At 67.6% G+C, this 20,597-nt stretch carries 17 protein-coding genes and 1 tRNA gene; 12 read left to right on the top strand and 6 right to left on the bottom strand.

Features of this window, described 5'->3' with window-relative positions; all coding sequences use genetic code 11:
- Positions 1 to 9: 9 nt before the first annotated feature.
- Positions 10 to 85 (bottom strand) — tRNA-Ala (locus ACW18A_RS16015).
- 154 nt (positions 86 to 239) lie between these two features.
- On the opposite strand from ACW18A_RS16015, the gene ACW18A_RS16020 reads away from it, so the two are divergent.
- The 5 genes from ACW18A_RS16020 to hisS all read left to right on the top strand — a co-directional run bounded on the left by ACW18A_RS16020 (position 240) and on the right by hisS (position 5,116).
- Entirely contained in the window at positions 240 to 545 is a 306-nt protein-coding gene (locus tag ACW18A_RS16020; protein ID WP_492022699.1) for a YggT family protein, read from the top strand.
- Between the two features lie 166 nt (positions 546 to 711).
- Positions 712 to 1,593, top strand: a complete 882-nt coding sequence (locus ACW18A_RS16025; protein WP_492022700.1) for a 3-hydroxybutyryl-CoA dehydrogenase — start codon at positions 712 to 714, stop codon at positions 1,591 to 1,593.
- Complete coding sequence (locus ACW18A_RS16030; protein WP_492022701.1) at positions 1,593 to 2,150, top strand: phthalate transporter; 558 nt, start codon at positions 1,593 to 1,595, stop codon at positions 2,148 to 2,150. The genes ACW18A_RS16025 and ACW18A_RS16030 overlap by 1 nt, the downstream gene beginning before the upstream one ends.
- Positions 2,151 to 2,225: 75 nt before the next feature.
- Positions 2,226 to 3,470 (top strand): DUF418 domain-containing protein, encoded by a 1,245-nt coding sequence (locus ACW18A_RS16035; RefSeq protein ID WP_492022702.1) that lies wholly within the window; start codon positions 2,226 to 2,228, stop codon positions 3,468 to 3,470.
- 143 nt (positions 3,471 to 3,613) lie between these two features.
- On the top strand, positions 3,614 to 5,116 hold the full coding sequence (hisS, locus tag ACW18A_RS16040; protein ID WP_492022703.1) for a histidine--tRNA ligase: 1,503 nt from the start codon (positions 3,614 to 3,616) through the stop codon (positions 5,114 to 5,116).
- Positions 5,117 to 6,217: 1,101 nt separating this feature from the next.
- Here the strand turns inward: hisS and ACW18A_RS16045 are convergent.
- Positions 6,218 to 8,344, bottom strand: a complete 2,127-nt coding sequence (locus ACW18A_RS16045) for a M13 family metallopeptidase (RefSeq protein WP_492022704.1) — start codon at positions 8,342 to 8,344, stop codon at positions 6,218 to 6,220.
- 166 nt (positions 8,345 to 8,510) lie between these two features.
- Between ACW18A_RS16045 and ACW18A_RS16050 the strand changes: the two genes are divergently transcribed.
- The 3 genes from ACW18A_RS16050 to ACW18A_RS16060 all read left to right on the top strand — a co-directional run bounded on the left by ACW18A_RS16050 (position 8,511) and on the right by ACW18A_RS16060 (position 11,180).
- Positions 8,511 to 9,815 (top strand): cation:proton antiporter domain-containing protein, encoded by a 1,305-nt coding sequence (locus ACW18A_RS16050; RefSeq protein ID WP_492022705.1) that lies wholly within the window; start codon positions 8,511 to 8,513, stop codon positions 9,813 to 9,815.
- Positions 9,704 to 10,339, top strand: a complete 636-nt coding sequence (locus tag ACW18A_RS16055) for an NAD-binding protein (RefSeq protein WP_492024414.1) — start codon at positions 9,704 to 9,706, stop codon at positions 10,337 to 10,339. The genes ACW18A_RS16050 and ACW18A_RS16055 overlap by 112 nt, the downstream gene beginning before the upstream one ends.
- A gap of 190 nt (positions 10,340 to 10,529) precedes the next feature.
- Entirely contained in the window at positions 10,530 to 11,180 is a 651-nt protein-coding gene (locus ACW18A_RS16060) for a TetR/AcrR family transcriptional regulator (RefSeq protein WP_492022706.1), read from the top strand.
- 15 nt (positions 11,181 to 11,195) lie between these two features.
- Here ACW18A_RS16060 and ACW18A_RS16065 read toward each other — a convergent pair whose 3' ends face one another.
- Complete coding sequence (locus tag ACW18A_RS16065) at positions 11,196 to 12,311, bottom strand: Rieske 2Fe-2S domain-containing protein (RefSeq protein WP_492022707.1); 1,116 nt, start codon at positions 12,309 to 12,311, stop codon at positions 11,196 to 11,198.
- A gap of 143 nt (positions 12,312 to 12,454) precedes the next feature.
- On the opposite strand from ACW18A_RS16065, the gene ACW18A_RS16070 reads away from it, so the two are divergent.
- From ACW18A_RS16070 to ACW18A_RS16080, 3 genes are all read left to right on the top strand, one after another.
- Entirely contained in the window at positions 12,455 to 13,408 is a 954-nt protein-coding gene (locus ACW18A_RS16070) for an alpha/beta fold hydrolase (protein WP_492022708.1), read from the top strand.
- Positions 13,405 to 14,028 carry a class I SAM-dependent methyltransferase gene (locus ACW18A_RS16075; protein ID WP_492022709.1) on the top strand — a complete coding sequence of 208 codons (624 nt, stop codon included), beginning with the start codon at positions 13,405 to 13,407 and terminating at the stop codon, positions 14,026 to 14,028. Before ACW18A_RS16070 ends, ACW18A_RS16075 begins: the two co-directional genes overlap by 4 nt.
- 150 nt (positions 14,029 to 14,178) lie before the next feature.
- Positions 14,179 to 16,278, top strand: a complete 2,100-nt coding sequence (locus ACW18A_RS16080) for a transglycosylase domain-containing protein (protein ID WP_492022710.1) — start codon at positions 14,179 to 14,181, stop codon at positions 16,276 to 16,278.
- A gap of 9 nt (positions 16,279 to 16,287) precedes the next feature.
- Here the strand turns inward: ACW18A_RS16080 and ACW18A_RS16085 are convergent, their stop codons facing one another.
- The 3 genes from ACW18A_RS16085 to ACW18A_RS16095 all read right to left on the bottom strand — a co-directional run bounded on the left by ACW18A_RS16085 (position 16,288) and on the right by ACW18A_RS16095 (position 18,980).
- Positions 16,288 to 17,013, bottom strand: coding sequence for a M48 family metallopeptidase (locus tag ACW18A_RS16085; protein ID WP_492022711.1), 726 nt, complete (start codon positions 17,011 to 17,013; stop codon positions 16,288 to 16,290).
- Complete coding sequence (locus ACW18A_RS16090; protein ID WP_492022712.1) at positions 16,967 to 18,247, bottom strand: polyhydroxyalkanoate depolymerase; 1,281 nt, start codon at positions 18,245 to 18,247, stop codon at positions 16,967 to 16,969. Before ACW18A_RS16090 ends, ACW18A_RS16085 begins: the two co-directional genes overlap by 47 nt.
- A gap of 109 nt (positions 18,248 to 18,356) precedes the next feature.
- Positions 18,357 to 18,980 (bottom strand): SCO family protein, encoded by a 624-nt coding sequence (locus ACW18A_RS16095; protein WP_492022713.1) that lies wholly within the window; start codon positions 18,978 to 18,980, stop codon positions 18,357 to 18,359.
- 66 nt (positions 18,981 to 19,046) lie between these two features.
- Here ACW18A_RS16095 and ACW18A_RS16100 point away from each other — a divergent pair, with 66 nt between their 5' ends.
- Positions 19,047 to 20,546, top strand: a complete 1,500-nt coding sequence (locus tag ACW18A_RS16100; RefSeq protein ID WP_492022714.1) for an ActS/PrrB/RegB family redox-sensitive histidine kinase — start codon at positions 19,047 to 19,049, stop codon at positions 20,544 to 20,546.
- Positions 20,547 to 20,597: the final 51 nt, after the last annotated feature.

The following is a 20,597-nucleotide window of genomic DNA, read 5'->3' on the forward strand; positions in this document are numbered from 1 at the left end:
TTGCAAGCCTGGTGGAGCCGAGGGGAGTCGAACCCCTGACCTCGTCATTGCGAACGACGCGCTCTACCAACTGAGCTACGGCCCCGTTTTCCGGGTGACAGGCGAGGGCGGGACATAGGCGGGGGCGAGGCGCGGTGTCAATCTCTGCGGTATCGGCGCCTGCGACCACGCAAAACCTTGGCCTTCCGCGGTCCGACGGCTAGAACCGGGGTTCCCCCCTTCTTTCAGGAGTTCCCCGCATGGGAATGGCGATCGTCTGGCTCATCAACGCCATCATCAGCCTGATGACCTGGTTCATCATCGGCTCGGCGATCCTCAGCTGGCTGTTCGCCTTCGATGTGATCAACCACCGCAACCGCTTCGTGAACCAGCTTGCCGGATTCCTCGACGCGGTCACGCGGCCCCTGATGGAGCCTTTCCGGCGGATCATCCCGACGCTGGGCGGCATCGACATCTCGCCGATCGTCGTGCTGCTGCTGCTGAATTTCGCGCGGATCGCCTTCAACAATATGGCGGCCGGGCCGATCATCGGCGTCCTCGGCTAGGGTCTGATCCGGAAAAGTGCGCGCGGTTTTCCGGATTGATCAGGCTCCAGCATGACGCCGGGGTCGTGGCCTCGGCGCCGCACTGCGATATTCCAGCCTTGCGCCGCGCCCGGACGCTCTTAAGGTGCGGACGCCCGGGCGAGACGCCGCTTCTGACCACGACTTCATGACCTCCACGATCAAATCAGTCGCCGTGATCGGCGCCGGGCAGATGGGCGTCGGTATCGCCCACGCCGTGGCCCTGGGCGGATATCAGGTGCGGCTTTACGACCTGGCCGCCGACAGGCTGCCCGTGGCGATCGGCTCGATCGGCGCCTCCCTGGCCCGCCAGGTCGAGCGCGGGACCGTCACCCGGGCCCAGGCCGATGCGGCCCTCGCCAACATTTCCGGCGTCGAGACCCTGGCCGAGGCCGGCAAGGCCGATCTGGTCATCGAGGCCGCCGTCGAGGACGAGGCCACCAAGAAGGCTGTGTTCGCCGAACTGGTCCCGCATCTCGGCGCGAACACCCTTCTGGCCTCCAACACCTCCTCCATCTCGATCACCCGGCTGGCGTCCGCGACGGACCGGCCTGACCGGTTCATCGGCCTGCATTTCATGAAGCCGGCGCCGGTGATGAAGCTGGTGGAGATCATCCGCGGCATCGCCACCTCGGCCGCGACCTACGACACCGCCGTCGCCTTCGCCGAGAGCCTGGGCAAGACCACGACCAATGCCGAGGACTTCCCCGCCTTTATCGTCAACCGCATCCTGGTGCCGATGATCAACGAGGCGATCTATGTCCTCTATGAAGGTGTCGGCAACGTCGCCTCGATCGACAAGGCGCTTAAGCTGGGTGCCAACCATCCGATGGGGCCGCTGGAGCTGGCCGACTTCATGGGTCTGGACGTCGTGCTGGCCATCATGAATGTGCTCTATGACGGCCTGGCCGACTCGAAATACCGGCCCTGTCCCCTGCTGGTGAAATACGTCGAGGCCGGCTGGCTGGGGCGCAAGTCCGGGCGCGGCTTCTACGACTATTCCGGCGACGCGCCGGTCCCCACACGCTGATGGCCCGTTTCGACACGCCCGCTGATCTGCCCGGTCAGGCACCGGTCATCTGGCGGCGGACCCGCGCGGCGATCCCGCTCGCGGCCCTGGCCGGCATCATGTGGCCACCGCTGATCCTCACCCTGCTGGTCTGGCCGCCGCAGAACTGGATTCCGGGTCGGGAGATCGACTGGCGGCTGACGGTTCTGGTGATCGGCCTGTTCGCCGTGCCCGTGGGCCTGTGGTCGATCCGGCGCGAGCGCGACCGTCGCGGTCGCCCGGCCTCGCGGCTCGGCGTCGTATGGCGCTTCATGCTCTATGGGGGCTTGCTGGCCGCCGCCGCCCAGACGGTGCTGGCCCTGGCCATGATGGTCTATGGCTGGGTCGAGTCCGGCACTCTCGGCCAGGGCGTGGGCGCAACCGAAACGACCCTCCTCATCTATGGCGTCGCCGGCCTGCCGGTCGCGATCCTGGTCGGGGTCAGTTACGCCCTGTGGGCTGGCCTCTGCGCCGCCTTCATCGCCTTCATCCCCGCGCCGGAGAAGGTGAAGGATCGTCCGGGCGTGCTCGGCGGCTGACCATAGGTCCATCGGGTGGTTTACCCGATCCGGCTTTGCGCTAGAGTCTGCCTATTGTCTGCTTTGGGGAAAGCAATGGCCATGCCCGCAATCGAGGTTCAGCCTCAGACCGCTGCCGGAGGCCTGGAGCCGACCGGGGCGAAGGACCGCATCTTCCAGCTCGATGTCCTGCGCGGATGGGCGATCCTGGGGATCCTCGCCGTCAACGCCATGGCCTTCGCCTGGCCGTTCCAGCTCATGATGGCCGAGGCGCCGCCGCCCGGCGCGACCGGCCAGGCCGACCTGATCGGCCTGTGGGTCACCGACGTCTTCTTCTCGGACAAGTTCCGCACCCTCTTCACCATGCTGTTCGGCGTGTCGATCTTCCTCGTCGGCGGCGAAAAGAATGACGAACGCCGGGGCGCGCTGCTCTGGCGCCGCCTGCTTTGGCTGGGTCTGTTCGGGGTCTTGCACGGGGCTTTGCTCTGGTATGGCGACATCCTGCTCCACTACGCCTACTGCGGCCTGCTGATGATGTTGATGCGCTCGTGGAGCGCCCGGCGGCTGCTGTGGATCGGGGGCGGGGTGACACTCTTGTGGGGCGTGGTCGCCACGCTCGCCTACTGGGGTATGGCCAATCTGCCGCCCGAGATGGCCGCCCAGATGGAGGCGGGAGCCCCGTCGGCCACCCCCGAAGTCATCGCCGAGGCCGTGGCCCTCTACCGTTCCGGCTGGCCCGCCGGCTTCCTGGAGAACCTCAAGACCTGGGCGACCTTCCAGCTGATGGCAAGCCCGTTCCTGATCCCGGTGACTGTGCCGTTGATGATGCTGGGGCTCGGCCTGTTCAAGTCCGGCTACCTGCACGGCCGCGCGCCGCTGTGGACCTATGGCCTGGTCATCCTGGTCGGCGGGGCCAATCTGGCGGCCTTCGCCGTGTTGGGCTGGCAGGACGCCATGGCGGGCGACAGCGACCCGACCCGGGGTCTGGCGGGGGCCGCAGGCGGGGCGGCCTTCCTGATCACCCTCTTCTACGCCAGCGTCCTGATCCTTCTGGTTCGCTTCGGCCTCAGGCCGCTGGTCGGCTGGCTGGCGCCGGTCGGACGGATGGCCTTCACCAACTATCTGACCCAGACCCTGATCATGGTCACCCTCTACTACGCGCCGTGGGGCCCGATGTGGTTCGGCCAGCAGGGCCCGGCCCAGATGTGGATGGTGGTCGGCGCGATCTGGGCCGCCCAGATCATCTGGTCGCCGCTGTGGCTGTCGGTCTTCTCGATGGGGCCGCTGGAGTGGGTCTGGCGCTGCCTGACCTATGGCCGGATGGTGCCGCTGAGGAAGTAGGGCAGTGGCGAGTGAGGAGTGAGGAGTGACGAGTGGCGGGGTCCGCTCCGGACCATCTCCCGTCCCCGGTCACGCCGGGCGGTGGAAGAGCGCCTTGAACTCGCCACTCGCCACTCGCCACTCGCCACTCTAGAACCCCCGGCATGACCGACGCCTCCCCTCCTGCCGAAACGCCAGAACCCATCCGTCCCGAAGCCAGAGGCCCCCGGGGTTTCGCCGACCGGCGCGGGCCCGAGGTCGCGGCCGAGCGCCGGATCGTGCGCCAGGTGTCGGAGGTCTATGAGCGTTGGGGCTTCGAGCCGCTGGAGACCGGCGCCTTTGAATACGCCGACGCGCTCGGCAAATTCCTGCCTGACGCCGATCGTCCGAACGAGGGCGTCTTTGCGCTCCCGGACGACGACGAACAGTGGATGGCCCTGCGTTACGACCTGACCGCCCCGCTCGCCCGGTTCGCGGCCCAGTCGTGGGAGACCCTGCCCAAACCCTATCGCCGCTACGCCTTCGGACCGGTCTGGCGCAACGAGAAGCCCGGTCCCGGCCGCTTCCGCGAGTTCGTCCAGTGCGACGCCGATACCGTCGGTTCCGACCGCCCGGAGGCTGACGCCGAGATCATCGCCATGGCCTGCGAGGGCCTCAAGGCTGCGGGTCTGGCCGAGGGTCAGGCCGTGGTCCGCGTCTCCAACCGCAAGCTTTTCGACGGCCTGTTCGAGGCCGGCGGGGTCACCGATCCGATCCAGCGCCTGACCGCCCTTCGCGCCATCGACAAGTTCGACCGCCTCGGCTGGGAGGGCGTGGCCGCCTTGCTGGGCGAGGGTCGTCTGGACGACAGTGGCGACTACACGAAGGGTGCCAACCTGCCTCTGGGCCTCGCCGCGACCATCGAGGCCTTCCTGGGTTCGGCCTCGGAAGGCACGCGCGCCGAGACCCTCGACGCCATCGCCCGCTCCGGCGGGCTCGGCGCGGCGGGCGAGGCCGCTCTGGAGGAGCTGGCCGGCATCGACCGCGCCCTGACCGCCATGCGGGTGGATCAGGCCACCGTCCGCTTCGACCCGACCATCGTGCGCGGCCTGGAATACTATACCGGTGCCGTGTTCGAGGCGGAGCTGCTGCTCGACACCACCGACGACAGGGGCCGCCCGGTCCGCTTCGGCTCGATCGGCGGCGGCGGCCGCTACGACGATCTCGTGGCCCGGTTCACCGGCCAGAGCACCCCGGCGACCGGCTTCTCCTTCGGCGTCTCTCGACTGGCCTCGGCGCTCCGCGCGGCCGGACGGGCCGGCGAGGTCGCGCGCGGCCCCGTGGTCGTGATCGTCTTCTCCCAGGACGACATGCAGTCCTATCTCGACGCCGTCTCCGAACTGCGTGCGGCCGGCATCGCCGCCGAACTCTACCTCGGTCGTGCCGGGATGAAGGCCCAGATGAAATACGCCGACCGCCGCAACGCCCCGGCCGTCGTCATGCTGGGCGGCGATGAGATCGCGGCCGGTCAGGTGACGATCAAGGACCTCGACGCCGGCCGCGCCGCTGCGGCGGGCCTGGCCGACAATGACGCCTGGAAGGCCGAGCGCCCCGGCCAGCAGACGGTCCCGCGCACAGATCTCGTGCGAGCTATTCGCGTTATTATCGAAGCTTCTTCGAGAATGTAAGTCGTCTGCGGATGTGTTATCGATGTTCAGTCATGAAACTGTCCGTTTTCGCCTGTGGTTTGATTGACTTGAGCCGGCCCGGAGCGCCATCTGCACTCACTCGAACGGCGCGGCGCTGACAAGGCGCAGCCGCTGATCGGAGGCGTTTCGGGGAGGAAACGTCCGCTCCTCAGAGAGCGTGAAAGCCCGCTGCGATGTATCCCCCGCAGCGGGCTTTTTCGCGTCTGTGACCCCTCCCTCTCCCGGCGGGAGAGGGCTTGAGGCTCGCAGAGCGTAGCGATGCGCCAGCCGATCCGAAGGGCGGCGCGTAGCAGCCAAAGGGTGAGGGGCACCCCCTCACCGGCGAGCGCCACCCCCTCACGCTTTCGCGTTTCCAATCGCTGCGCTCCTGGACGCTCAAGCCCTCTCCCGCCGGGAGAGGGAAGCCATACCCATCAACACATCCCCCCAGGACCCCAACGATTTCAACGCCCGGGATTATTTAGAGCCTTTATGTGCGCCCCCTCCCAAACCGCGCCGACACTTCTCGCCGTCCCGTCGCAGGGGGAAGGCGTCCTGGGCCCAGGACCCGGACGTGCGGCGGGGCGCGATCGAGCGGGAAACTGTATCGCTGCGCGCGGCCGAGGCCCCTGATCCGGCGAGGAGCTGGATCTGTGGAGGCACGAACCGGCGCTGATGCAGGACTGTCCATGGGGTGACAAACCATGGAGCCCGGAGGGACCTGACACCCTCCGCCCGTCGCGGGCTGAGGCCGGACTGGGTTTAAGCGGCGCAAAGCGTGGGGGTCGAAAACGACGAAAACCTCACAGGCTGCACGAAGCCCGTCACCGGCCGCTCGCGTGAACCGGTCGCGACGGAGCCCCGGCGCGAGCCGAAAATTCTCATCCGGTCCCCGTAACGCGAAAGCAGGGGGCCATCCCGGTTCCGGGCGACCGCCCGGGCTCCGTCCACTTCCCCACAACTTCCGCCCGATGGGCAGGGAGCGATGAAACACGCCTGCTTGTCATCCCTGCATCCCCGCGGAGGCGGGGATGCAGGGAGTCGATGAGCGCCAACACGTCGGCGTCGCCAGGCGGCGAACGGGGAGGAGACGAGGCGTTGCTACCAGATGCGAACCCGCTCTTCCGGCGCCAGGTAGAACCGCGCGCCCGGCTGGACACCGAAGGCCTCGTACCAGGCGTCGACGTTGCGCAGCGGGCCGATGACCCGGAACTCCGCTGGGGAGTGGGGACCCACGGCGACCTGCCGTATCAGCGCCGCTTCGCGGGACTTGGTCTGCCAGACCTGGGCCCAGCCGAAGAAGAACCGCTGCTCGCCGGTCCAGCCGTCGATGACCGGCGCGGGCCGCCCGGCCAGGGACAGGTGATAGGCCTCCAGCCCCACCGCCACGCCGTTGGCGTCGCCGATGTTCTCGCCCATCGACAGGCCGCCCTGGACGTTGTGGCCCGGCGCGACCTCATAGGTGTCGTACTGGGCTCCCAGGCGGGTCGTCAGTGCGGTGAAGTTCGCCGCATCCCCGGCGGTCCACCAGTCGCGCAGCACGCCGTTGCCGTCAGACTTGCGGCCCTGGTCGTCGAAGCCGTGGCCGATCTCGTGGCCAATGACGCCGCCGATGGCCCCGTAGTTGACCGCCGGATCGGCGTCGGGATCGAAGAACGGCGGCTGCAGGATGGCTGCCGGAAAGACGATCTCGTTATTGGTCGAGTTATAATAGGCGTTCACCGTCTGGGGCGTCATGCCCCACTCGGCCTTGTCGACCGGCTGGTTCAGGCGATTGCGCTGGTAGTTCCACTGGAACATGGCCTCGCGCTCGCCATTGCCGAACAGGTCGTCGGGCCGGATTTCAAGCGCCGAATAGTCACGCCAACGCTCGGGATAGCCGATCTTGACGGTGAATTTCGCCAGCTTGTCGAGGGCCTCGACCTTCGTCTCGGGACTCATCCAGGTCAGGTTCTCGATGCGGATCCGCTGGGCCCGGACCAGGTTGGCGACCAGCTCCTCCATCTTGGCCTTGGATTCGGCGGGGAAATAGTCGGCCACATACTGGCGGCCGAGGGCCTCGCCGAGGGCACCCTGAACAAAACCGACGCCACGCTTGTCGCGCGGCCGCTGCTCGGGCTGGCCGCCGAGATCGCGGTTGTAAAAGCCCCAGCGCGCCGTCTCGAACCGGCTGGACAGCCAGCTGGCCGCGCCATCCGTCGTGTGGAAGGCTTGCCAGGCGCGCAGGGTCTCGATCGGCGTGGCGGCATAGATGGCGGCGATCTTCGGCATGGCCGTGTTCTGGCGAACGACCAGACGCGGCACGTCGCCAAGCTGGCCGGCATTGAAGTATCCGACCCAGTCGAAGCCGGGGGCCTCGCTGACCAGCTGCTGGATGCTGGATTCGTTGTATGTCCGGTCGCGGTTGCGGCTCTCGATCGGCGTCCAGTGGGCCTCGGCGATGGCGGTCTCGACCGCCACGATCGCAGCGGCGTTGCCTGCCGGATCGTCCCAGCCGATCATCTCCAGCATCTGGGCCACATAGGCCTCGTACTTGACCTTTTTGTCCGCGTGGACGGGCAGAAGGTAATAGTCGCGGTTCGGCATGCCGAGCCCGGCCTGACCGGCCGAGACGACGTAGCGATCCGGGAATTTCTGGTCGATCGTGATGCCGGTTCCGAAGAAGGAGCCACCGATCCGGCCGCGGAGACCCATGTGGGCGGCCATGGCCTCATGGGTATCGATCGCACGGATGGCCGCGAGGTAGGGAGCCAGCGGCTGTGCATCCAGCTGCTCGACCCGCGCCACGTCCATATAGCTCCGATAGGCATCGGCGATCTTCTGTTCGTCCGAGCCCGACGCCAGGTCGGTGCGGGCAGCCAGACTGTCGATCATGGCCTTCAGCCGGTTTTCGGACAGGTCAGAAAGGACGTTGAAGGAGCCATAGCTGGTCCGGTCGGCCGGGATGGTCATCCGGTCCAGGGCCGCCCCGTTGGCGTAGCGCATGAAACTGTCGCCCGGCAGGACAGAGGCGTCCATCCCGGCCGGGTCAAAACCCCAGGTCCCATATTTCGGCGCATTGATGCCCTGCCAGCCGGTGAAGCCGGGAACGGCGGGGGTTTCCTGGAACAGTGAGTAGATCGTGCAGTCTTCGTCGAGGCAGCCGTGGTCGTGTTGCGCACTCTGGGCCATAGCCGTGGAAGGCAGCAGCAGTGCGCCGACAGCGGCGCCGATCATAAATCTGTTCATGGGGTTTCCTGGGGTTTTCCGTCAACGGGTTCGCGCCGTGGACGGCGACTGGCCCGGACCCTACGCCGGGTCTGCGGGGCGTCGCCTTAAAAAAAGTTCATGAATCCCGGCTCGGCGCTCGCCACGCGGCGCCTTTAGGGTGACGATCATCCGGCAAGGAGATCGAATGGCGGGCGGGCACGGCGGCGGCGACTACAAGGACCTGGTGGTTTTCCTGGCGGCTGCGGGGGTGGTCGTGCCCCTGTTCAATCGCTGGAAGATCAGCCCCGTTCTGGGCTTCCTGGCGGCCGGCGTGCTGCTGGGCCCGGACGGGCTCGGTCGCTTCGCCCCTGTCGTCCCCTGGCTCGGCTGGTTCACCATCGATGACGCCGATCAACTGGCCCAGCTCTCGGAACTGGGCGTCGCCTTCCTCCTGTTCATGATCGGGCTGGAACTGTCATGGGAGCGGCTGAAGGCGATGCGCAGGCTCGTCTTCGGCTTCGGCATGCTGCAGGTTGTCCTCTGTTCCGCCGTCCTGGCGGGCGCCTTCATGCTGCTGGGCCAGCCGCTGGCCGGCGCCGCGGTGCTCGGCATGGGACTGGCCTTGTCGTCGACGGCGGTGGTCCTGCCGGTCATGGCCGAACGGGGAAGGATGCGCGGCGCGGTCGGTCGCGCCACCTTTGCAGGATTGCTGGCCCAGGATCTGGCCGTCGCGCCGATCCTGATCACCGTCACCGTGCTGACGACCCTGTCGGCGGCCGGAGGCGACCTCTCGCCCTCCGTCCTCGGCCCCGCCCTGCTGACGCTCGCGCCCGCGGCCATCGGCCTGGCCCTGATCGTCCTCGTGGGCCGACTGGGTCTGCGTCCCCTGTTCCGGTCCGTGGCCAGGAGCCGCAGCAAGTCCGGCGGCGGCAGTCAGGAGCTGTTCGTCGCCCTGTGCCTGCTGGTCGTCGTCGGCGCCGGCGTGGCCGCCCAGGCGTCCGGCCTGTCGATGAGCCTCGGGGCTCTGATCGCAGGCATTCTTCTGGCCGAGACCGAGTATCGCCGCGAGATCGAGATCAATATCGAACCCTTCAAGGGCCTGCTGCTGGGGGTCTTCTTTGTCGGCGTCGGCATCGGTCTGGACCTCGACGTCGTCGCAGCCGAGCCGGTTCTGGTGTTCGGCCTTGCCGTCGGAGTCATCGCCATCAAGGCGGTTCTGATCTTCGGCCTGGCCCGGCCTGGGGCCTGTCCGCCCGCGCCGCCGTCGAGACGGCCCTGGTGCTCGGTCCGGCGGGAGAGTTCGCCTTCGTCATCATCAACACCAGTCTGGTGGAGGGCGTGGCGACGCCGGCCTTCACCCAGGCCGTCCTCGTCGCCGCGACCATCAGCATGTTCGCCGTGCCCCTGGCCGCCATGCTGGGCCAGCGGCTGGCCCGTTCCACCGCCGCGCCGCCTGTCGCGGACCTGCCGCCGGACACAGGACCGGGCTCAAAAGACGCCGCAGTTCTGATCGTCGGCTTCGGCCGGGTGGGCCGTCTGGTCGCCGAGATGCTGGCCGAGCATGGCCAGAGCTTTATCGCCGTCGACACTGATCCGGCCACCGTCGCCGCCGGTCGACGCGACGGCCATGACGTCTCCTACGGCGATGCGGCCCGACCGGAAATGCTGTCCCTGTGCGGCGTCGAGACCATCCGCGCCCTTGTCGTCACCATGGACGCCCCGACCAAGGTGGACGAGGTCGTCATGACAGCCCGCGCCCTGCGTGACGACCTGATCGTCATCGCCCGCGCCCGCGACGACCGCCATGCGGCCCGCCTTTACGGGCTGGGCGTCACAGACGCCGTGCCGGAAACGACCGAGGCCAGCCTGCAACTGGCCGAGAATACCCTGGTCGATCTCGGCGTGCCGATGGGGCTGGTCCTCGCCTCGATCCACGAGCGCCGTGACAAATACCGGGCGGTCTTCCAGGCCGCCATCCCCGAGAACCGGCGCAACCGCAAGACCCGCGCTCTCAGAGCCAGCCCGAAGCCTTAACCAGAACCACGACCCATTTTGGTCATCCTTCCGTGATGAAAGCGCAACTTCCCCCCGGGGCCCGGCGTTCTACGGGTCGCTTGCTCGCGTCCGCACCGTCGGCGTGACCGACCCAGTCACAGCCCCTTCTGTCCATCTGCTTCGCGGACCCCTCCCGCCGTGAAGCGTCAGCTACAGAGTATCCGTGTTCATGCGTGAGTCCGCGCCGACCGCCACCCCGTCCTCCAATGAAGCGCAGCCCCGGCTGAACCGCCGTCAGGCCGCCAAGGTGCGCACGCGCCAGAAGGTGCTGGACGCCGCCCGCAATCTGTTCGCCGAACGGGGCTACGAGCCCGCCACGATCCGCGACATCGCCAAGGGCGCGGGCATGTCGACCGGTGCGGTGTTCGCCAATTTCCAGGACAAGGCCGAACTGTTTGAGGCGGTCCTGACCGAAGATATGGCCGGTCTTGCCGAGGTCATGTTGAACGGTGCCGGTGACGGCTCGACGCGTGATCGCCTCGTCAACGCCCTGACCGCCGGCTATCACGGCTCGATCGACCAACTGCCGCTGTTCCAGGCCATCGTCGCCCGCTCCTGGTTCCAGCCGGTCGCGGCCGCGACCCGCCAGCGCGCCGCGACCCAGGTTCTGACCGACGTCATCTCCGACCTCCTGCGCGCCGGCATCGGTGCCGGCGAGATCAGGCAGGATGCCGATATCGCCCTCCTGACGGAACTGACCTGGGACGCCTATCTGTCCAACTATCGCCGCGCCGCCTACGACGGCTGGAGCGTCGACCAGCTGGCCGACCACATCGGCCGCCAGGTCGATACCCTGCTGGCCGGCGTCAGCACGAAATAGTCCCGGGAAGAGCCTTCAGCTCTTCCACTTCAAAACGGCCGGCTTGACCGGGTTGGAGAAGCCGCGCTGCCCAGCGCGGCTTTTCTGCCATTCGCGCTTGAGCTGCTGGTACCATTTCGCCTGTCTGTCGGCGTCGTCGATCCAGATCAGGGCCGGATCGTAGCGCAGCCCCTCGTTCTGCAGGTTCACCATCCCGCCGTCCTGTCTCAGGAAGGCGACCACGCCCATCCGCAGGAAGGGTTTGGCGATGCCGAACACCCAGTGATCGGACCAGAAGATCTGGGTGATCCGCGTCTTCGTCTCGGTGATCGGCGTCAGACAGGTCAGGGCCAGAACCTGTTTCTCTCCCACCTTGATATGCTCCCAGCGATATCCGGGCAGGCGGAAACTGATCTCCGTTGCGGGTGCCCCGCCGAGGATCTTGTAGGCGCGTGAGTTCGACGACGGCGCGTGCCGCACCATGGCGAAGCCCAGCTCGCGCGGCTCGAAGGCCTTGGACTTCTCGTGCATCGACTGTTCGGAGCGCCACCACCATTGCTGATGCACATAGGGCCCATGGGCGGGGTCCATCAGGCCGACGACCGCGTGGTCGATATGGCTGTCGAAATCCATCCACTCGACCAGTTTCGCGTCGCCGCCGACGACGCCGGGGAAGGTCGGCGGCGGATGATCAGGCTCGGCGTCCGAGCGGGGATCGGAGCGGATGAAGACGAACACCATCCCCTGGCTCTCGACCACCGGATAGGACCGCACCCGGACCCGTTCGACCTCGAATGGCTGTTCGTCCACCAGCGACGGGATGGCGGCGCAGACCCCGTCAGTGCGGAAGCGCCAGCCGTGGTAGCAGCACTCGACCGTCTCCGGCTCGCCCGGCTTCTGCACCAGCCGCCCGGCCGACAGGGGCGCGGCGCGGTGCGGACAGATGTCGCGCATCGCATAGACCTGGCCGTCGCGACGGCGCCCGATCAGAACCGGTTCGCCCAGCAGTTCGTAGCGTTTCAGCGAGGCTTCGGCGACGTCGCGCGACAGGGCGGCGAAATACCAGGTGTCCAGCACAAACCCCTTGCCGAAGGCGGCGGGCGGGGCCTTGGCCTCGGGCGAGGCGTTCATCGGGCTGTCGGCTGGCGTCATGGTCGGATGATAGAGGCTGGTTTCGCTTTCGTCATTGTCCGAGGAAATTCGTCACGGCAGGTTGCGGCCTGCATCCGTTCGCACGACCTGTGACGACAAGGGACCAGAACGCCGGGCGTGCCGGCTCAGGGAAAACAGATTTCATGAACAGCCAGATCCTCACCGGCCTTGTCGCCGCCCTCGGCCTGATGGCCAATTTCGCGCTCGTCGGCCCGGCGAGCGCCCAGGGCGGTCACGCCGCTCATGCCGCCGACCACGGCCACCATCACGCCGATTTCGAATCGACCCGGATGCACGTCCGCGTCGACGGCGAGGCCGGTCCGGGCGTGCGCGACATCATCCTGATCCCGGGGCTCAGCTCTTCGCCGGACGTGTGGCAGGGCACGGTGGATCATCTGGGCAGAGGCTGGCGCGTCCACCGCATCCACATCCAGGGCTTTGCGGGCGCGCCGGTCGAGGGCAATGCCGAAGGTCCGGTCGCCGCCCCGGTGGCCGAAGAGATCGCCCGCTACATCGCCGAGAACGATCTCGATAAGCCCGTCGTCGTCGGTCACTCGATGGGCGGCACCATCGGCATGATGCTGGCGGCCCGCCATCCCGACGCGGTCGGCAAGCTGATGGTTGTCGACATGGTGCCCTTCATGGGGGCCATGTTCGGCGCGCCGGGCGCCACGGCCGAGAGCGTCGCTCCCGTCGCCGAGCAGGTCTATCAGGGCATGGCGACCGCCGCCCCGGCTGAGTATCAGGCTCGCGCCGCCGCCTCTGTCACCGGCATGATCAATACGGAATCGAAGCGCGCCGGCCCGCTGGAGGACACGGCGACGAGCGACCAGGGCGTCTCTTCGCGTTCTTTCCGCGAACTGATCCTGACCGACCTGCGCCCTGAACTGCCGCGTATCACGGCCCCGACCGAGGTCCTGTATGTGAAGTTCAACGACGCGCGGATGACCAACGAGATCACCGACATGATCTACCAGGCTTCTTTCGCGACCCTGCCGGGCGTGGAGCTGAAGCGGATCGACGACAGCGCCCACTTCATCTTTCTGGACCAGCCTGAGGCCTTCCATGCCCGGCTGGACGCCTTCCTGACCGAATGAGCGATCCGGTCGTCCCCTCCGTTCAGGAAGCGGCCGCCGATATCGTCGACCTCTACGATCGGCGGTCCAGCGACTGGATCGCCGATCGTGGCTCGGCTCTGACCGAGGCCGACCGGACCTGGCTCGACCGGTTCACGACTCGCCTGTCGCCCGGCGATCCGGTGCTGGACGTCGGCTGCGGCTCGGGGCGACCCATGGCGGCTGCGCTTCTGGAGCGAGGCTTCCGCGTCACCGGCGTCGATTCCTCGGCCCGACTGGTCGCTCATGCAGCGTCTAACCTGCCGGCGGGCCGGTTCGTCCAGGCGGACATGCGCACGCTCGACCTCGGTGAAACCTTCGCCGGTGTCCTGGCGTGGCACAGCCTGTTCCATCTCTCGCCCGGGGATCAGCGCATCGCCCTGCCATGCCTTCTGGCCCATGCGGCCCCGCGCGCGACGATCCTGTTCTCGTCCGGTTCAAGCGAGGGCCATGCGGTCGGCGTCTGGCGGGGGGAGCCGTTGTATCATGGCAGCCTCGGCCCGGAGGCGTACGAGACCAGACTCGCCGCGGAGGGGTTTCAGGTTGAATCCGGCGTCTGGGCCATGGACGGCTCGGTCTGGCTGGCGCATCGCGATGGATGATCGTTAAGCCCCGCGCCATCGTTTCGGCCGAATGGCCCATCACGCTGACGTGAAGTCTTCACGCGACGTTCACCACAAATGCGTTTTGGTGGGAGGCGTTTTGGTGCACGCGACGAACGGCCATGACGGCCGGGGCTTCTGAGGATGTCGATGGCCGGTCCGGGTTTCGGAAACAGAGGTGGCGGCGGTGCGGCGAAGCCCGCGCGCACGCGACTGCAACAGGTCCTCTACTGGGGCTCGGTTCTGGCCGTCTGGGGTGCCATCTTCCTGGTGGTTTTCTTCGCCGTCTTCGCGCGCGGCCTGCCGGATACCTCGGCCCTCTACGACATCGATCGCCAGCCCTCGATCACCTATCTGGACCGCAACGGGGCCCTGATCGCCACGCGCGGCTCGCAACAGGCCCCGCCGGCTGATCTCGAGGCCCTGCCCGACTATGTCCCGGCCGCCTTCATCGCCATCGAGGACCAGCGCTTCTACTGGCATCCAGGGTTTGATCCGATCGGCATGACCCGGGCCATGGCCGCCAACATGCGCGCCGGCCGGATCGTCCAGGGCGGTTCGACCCTGACCCAGCAGCTGGCCAAGAACCTGTTCCTGACGCCGGACCAGAACATGCGCCGCAAGGTGCAGGAGCTGATGCTGGCCGTCTGGCTGGAAATGAAATTCTCCAAGCAGGAAATTCTCGCCCTCTATCTGAACCGGGTCTATTTCGGCGCGGGTGCCTATGGGATCGAGGCTGCGTCGCAACGTTATTTCGACAAGTCGGCCAAGGATCTGACCGTGGGCGAGGCCGCCTTGCTGGCCGGCTTGCTGAAGGCCCCGTCGCGCTATTCGCCTGTGTCCGAGCACAAGCGCGCAGGGGTGCGGGCTACTGTCGTTCTGGACGAGATGGCGCAGTCCGGTGTGATCACGCCCGAAGAGCGCGCCGCCGCCGTGCTGGAGCCGGTCCGCGTCTCGCGCACCCTGGCGACCCAGCACGCCCAGTATTTCATCGACTGGCTCGACAAGGAGATCCGCGGTCTGGTCGGCGATCCGACCGAGGACATGATCGTCGAGACCACCCTCGACCTGACCTTGCAAACGGCAGCGGAGCGGAACGTGCGCCGCATCCTCGACCGCGACGCCTCTCGGGGCGTGGAACAGGCGGCCCTGGTGGCGCTGGACGGCGACGGCCGGGTGCGCGCCATGATCGGCGGCGCCTCCTATGCCGACAGCCAGTTCAACCGCGCCGTCGACGCCCGTCGCCAGGCCGGTTCGGCCTTCAAGCCCTTCGTCTATCTGGCCGCCATGGAGGCCGGCTACACGCCCGAGACCCCGGTAGTCGACGAGCCGGTCCGCATCGGCAACTGGAGCCCGCGCAACTACTCCGGCACCTTCGCCGGGAACATGACCCTGGCCAATGCCGTAGCCCAGTCGACCAATACGGTCGCCGCCTATGTCGCCGACCAGATCGGTCGCGACAGCGTGGCCCGGGCGGCGCGCCGGCTCGGCATCTCGTCGCGCATCGGGCTGGAGCCTGCGATGGCGCTGGGCGCGGTCGAGGTCTCACCGATCGACATGGCCACCGCCTATGACGCCTTCGCCAACGGCGGCCGTCGGGTCGAGGCCTATGGCATCAGCCGGATTCGGACGCCTCAGGGCCGGGTGATCTACCAGCGCGGTGCCCGCGACGCAGCGTCGGGTCAGGCGATCAACAACCCGTCGCTCTATTATATGAACCAGATGCTGCGCGGCGTGGTCACGGGCGGCACCGCGCGCAGCGCGGCCATCGCCGGTCGCGACATCGCCGGCAAGACCGGCACGACCTCGGATTACAAGGACGCCTGGTTCGTCGGCTACACGGGCGGTTTCGTCACCGCCGTCTGGGTCGGCAAGGACGACAACACCGCCATGCGCGGCGTCACCGGAGGCGCGGCCCCGGCGGCGATCTGGAAGGGTTTCATGGAGGCGGCCCTGCCGCGCCTGAACGTCCAGCCGATTCCCAACGGCCCGCCCATGCCCGACGGCTGGGTCGCACCTGACCCGATCGGCGACCTGATCGGCGATGCGGAGGACCCTTACGGCGATTCCACCGTCCTGCCGGGCGGTGTCGATCCGAACCAGGGCGAGCCCTACGATCCAGATGTGCCCGCCGACCAGTCCCGTCGCGATGCCATACCCACGGAACGCCCGCGCCGCGACGACCCGCCCGACCAGAACCCCGAACCGGCCGCCCAGCCGGAGAAGGAAAACGCCCCGCTGTTCTTCTAGCGCGGCCGCCTAGCGACCGACGGCGTGAAGCGCCGCTCCGTGGTCCCGCAGCCAGGCGCGGAACGGCCGGTGGTCACCGACGAGCCGCTTGACCACCGACCAGTAGGCCGGGCTGTGGTCCGCATGGACCAGGTGCGCCACCTCGTGGGCGGCCAGGTAGTCGAGCACTTCGGGCGGAGCCATGATCACGCGCCAGGAATAGCGGATCGAGCGCGACATCGGGCTGCACGAGCCCCAGCGCGACCCGGGGTCATTGATCGTCAGGGTCACCGGCCGCTGACCGAGGGCGCGAAGATGGACATCAGTTCGGGCCTGGAGCGTTTCTCTCGCCGCTCTCCTGAGCAGGTTAACCACCCGCCGGGCGAAGGCCTCGCCCTCGCCGCCCGAGACGATACGAAGACCGTCGGGCCCCTCAATCAGCCGCGCCGCGCCTGCGCCGCCGGTCGCCTCCAGCCTGACCGTGCCGCCGCGGTAGGGAATGACTGCGCCGGGTTCGATCGCCGTACCGCCGGGCCGTGCGGCCAGCCGCTCTGCGATCCAGGCGGACTTGGTTCGCGCGAAGGCGACCGCATCGGCCAGCCGTCGCTCCGACGGAGCGATGACCACGGCCTCACCCTTGCGCGTATCGATGCGGATCGAGATGCGCCGCGCGCGAGGATTGACGCTCAGACGAAGGGCGTGACCGCCCTCAAGCGGCAGCCGCTGACCGGTCTGGTACGGCGCAGAGCTTTTCATTGGCGGCGATAAAGTCCCGGGTGCGGGGGTAGATGTCCTCGCGGAACCGCCGCCCGTTGAAGACGCCGTAGTGGCCGACGTCCGGCTGGACGTAAAGCACCCGTCGGTCGTCGGGGATGTTGGTGCAGATCGTGTGCGCCGCCTGGGTCTGGCCGACGCCGGAAATGTCGTCCTTCTCGCCCTCGACGGTCATCAGGCCGATATCGGTGATCTTCGTCAGGTCGACGAGCTCGCCATTGTGCTCCAGCAGACCGCGCGGAAGCAGGTGCGACTGGAAGACGATGTCGATCGTCTGCAGATAGAATTCCTCGGTCAGGTCGAGGACCGACAGATACTCGTTGTAGAATTCCTCGTGCTTCTCGACTCCGTCCCCGTCCCCGGCGACCAGGTCGCGGAAATACTCCCGGTGGGCGTCAGTGTGGCGTTGCTCGTTCATCGACATGAAGCTGTAGAGCTGGACGAAGCCCGGATAGACCTCGCGGCCGAAGCCCGGATAGGGCCAGGGCACGGTGTGGATCATGTTCGACTGGAACCAGGCGAAAGGCCTGGCTTCTGCCAGCTGGTTCGTCACCGTCGGCGACAGGCGCGCGTCGATGGGCGAGCCCATGAAGGTCATGGAGGCCGGGCGGTTCGGATCGTTCTCGGCGGCCATAACGGCGGCGGCGGCGAGTACCGGCGGGCCGGGCTGACAGACACCGACGACATGGGCGCGGGGGCCGATCTGGGCCAGCATGGTGCGGACGTGGTCAATGTAATCGTGGAAGTCGAACCGGCCTTCCAGCATCGGCACCTGACGGGCGTTGGCCCAGTCGGTGACATAGACGTCGTGGTCCTGAAGGAAGGTTTCGACCGTGCCGCGCAGCAGGGTGGCGTAGTGGCCGGACAGGGGGGCGACGATCAGAACGCTGGGCGCCGCGACCGGCTTTTTGGCCCGCTTCAGGTCGCCGACGTTGCGGGCGAACCGCACCAGTCGAACCCAGGGGCTCTGCCAGACAACCTGTTCGGTGGTGCGCACCGGATGGTTGTTGATGGTCACGACCTCAAGGCCCCAGGCGGGCTTGCCGTACCGGCGCGTGACGCTCTCGAACAGTTCGGCCGAGGCGTAGGCCGTGCGGGCCACGGCCGTCTGTGATGCCGGGTTAAAGGGCGACGTCCAGAATTTCCGGGCAAATTGCGCCCCGATCCGGAAAGGCTGCGCCGATTGATAGGCGAGCTCGTGAAGTGCGTAGAGCATGGAATCCTGTGATCGGCCCCGCCGAAGCGGTGAGGCCACCATAGAACGCGTTGCACTGCAAAAGGATTTAAATTCCTCCCCAAAGCGAAGCGCAGGGGGAGGAGGACGATCAGCCCCGCGCCATCACCCGCCTGATCAGTTGCGCCGACCGCTCCGGGCCCAGATCATGGCCTAGCGCCGAGCGGAACCGGCCGTCCGGTCCCATCAGATAGACGGTCAGGGAGTGGTTCATCGTGTAGTCCTCGCCGTCCCCGACCTTCTGGAAATAGGCGCGATAGACCTTGGCGGCGTCGGCGACCTGTTGCGGCGTGCCGGTCAGACCGATCACGCCGGGCGGGAAGCCGTCGGACGACAGATAATCCTTCAGCGCCCGTGGCGTGTCCCGTTCCGGATCGATCGAGACGAAGACGATCTGAAGATTGTCGGCGTCCGACCCCAGCAGGGTCCGCGTCGCCTCCAGCGAGGTCAGGGTCGTCGGACAGAAGTCCGGGCAGTAGGTGAAGCCGAAGAAGACAAGGCTCCACCTCCCGTCCATCATCGTCTGATCGACGGCCTGGCCCTCCTGGTTGACCAGCTGGAACGGGCCGCCGACGGACGGCTGACCGGTCGCAGTCCCCTCGGCGACGGCGTCGGCGCGCTCGCGACCCGAGACGACCACGACCGTCACGGTGGCCAGGGCCGCGGCGATAGCGATACAGGCTCCCGCGAACAGCAGGACGGAACGGCGTGGCATCATGTCTCTCCGGGCCGACAGCGGAGCCTGATCGTAGATCAGGCTCGACCGGTCTATAGACGCCGTGTGAGCCAGAACGAAGTCCGACCCGCCCCGCACGACGCCTCCGATGACGTCATGTCGCAGTTCCCGCCCTCGGCGCCGAGCTGGGCCAGTCTGCCGCGTCGCAGCCGGGGGCTGTCGCTGCGCACTCTGATCATCCTGCGCTGGCTGGCCATCGTCGGCCAGACCGCGACCCTGATCGTGCTTGACACGGTGTTCCACTTCCCCCTGCCGAGGTGGCAGTGCCTGCTGGTCATCCTGGCCAGTGTGATCGTCAACCTCCTGGCCATGGGCCGCCTGCAGCGGGTCGATAGCCGCCTGCCGGACGGGCGTCAGACCGGCATTCATCTGGGCTTCGACATCCTTCAGCTGTCGGCCCTGCTGGCCTTCACCGGCGGACTGGAGAATCCGTTCTGCCTCCTGCTCGTCGCCCCGGTGACGGTGGCGGCGGCGTCCCTTCCGGGGCGTCAGGCCCTGATTCTCGGCCTGATGGTGCTGGCCTCGACCACAGCCCTGTTCTTCTGGTCAATGCCCCTGCCGTGGCAAAACGGAGCGGATATCGACCTGCCGGTTCTCTACAAGTTCGGCATTGGCCTGGCCCTGACGACAGGGGTGGTGTTCACCGCCGCCTATGCCTGGCGGGTCGCCGCTGACGCCGAAAAGCTGGAGCTGGCCCTGGCGACGACACAGGACGTGCTGCAGCGCGAACAGAGACTGGCGGCCCTCGGTGGACTGGCGGCGGCGGCGGCGCACGAACTGGGCACGCCGCTGGCGACCATCCAGGTGGTGGCCAAGGAGCTTCTTCGCGCCTCGCCCGCCGACGGACCCATCGCCGAGGACGCGCGCCTGATGCTGCAGCAGGCCGAACGCTGTCGCGAGATCCTGAAACGCCTGTCCCAGCGTCCCGAGGACGGCGATCCGCTCTATACAGAGATCGGGTTGAACGCCCTGCTGAACGAGGTGGTCGATCCGCACCTCGGCTTCGATCTCGACATCGCCGTCGCGGTGCGCACCCCGACGGGGATGGAGGAACCGCGCGTGAAACGGTTGGCCGAGGTGGTCCACGGCCTCTCCGCCCTCGTCGAAAACGCGGCCGACTTCGCCGCTTCGAGGGTAAGGGTCCAGGCGACGGCAGACGCAAATTGGATCACGATCGAGGTTCTGGACGACGGCCCGGGCTTCGCGCCCGACATCCTGCCCCGTCTGGGGGAGCCCTATGTGACCAGCCGCCCGCACGGCAAATCGCGCCAGGCCCTGGCGTCGCAGCTGGCCGCCGCCGCCGCCGCCGCGGCCGCCGCGGCGCGACCGGCCCGGCGTGGCAAGACCCCCCCGCCGCCTCCGCCCGAGCCCGATATCATTCCGAGCCAGGGCGGGATGGGGCTGGGGTTCTTCATCGCCCGGACCTTGCTTGAACGGACCGGCGGCAAGGTGATGGTCGGCCAGGGTGAGGGCGGACCGGGCGCGAATCGGGGGGCCCGCGTCACTGTGCGTTGGGACCGTCGCGCGCTGGACCTGGCACCATGAGCGCGGGCCGACCTGCGATCCATCGCCGCACCGCTTGACCGGGCCGTCGGG

The sequence above is a fragment of the Brevundimonas sp. AVps5 genome, from assembly GCF_058681515.1.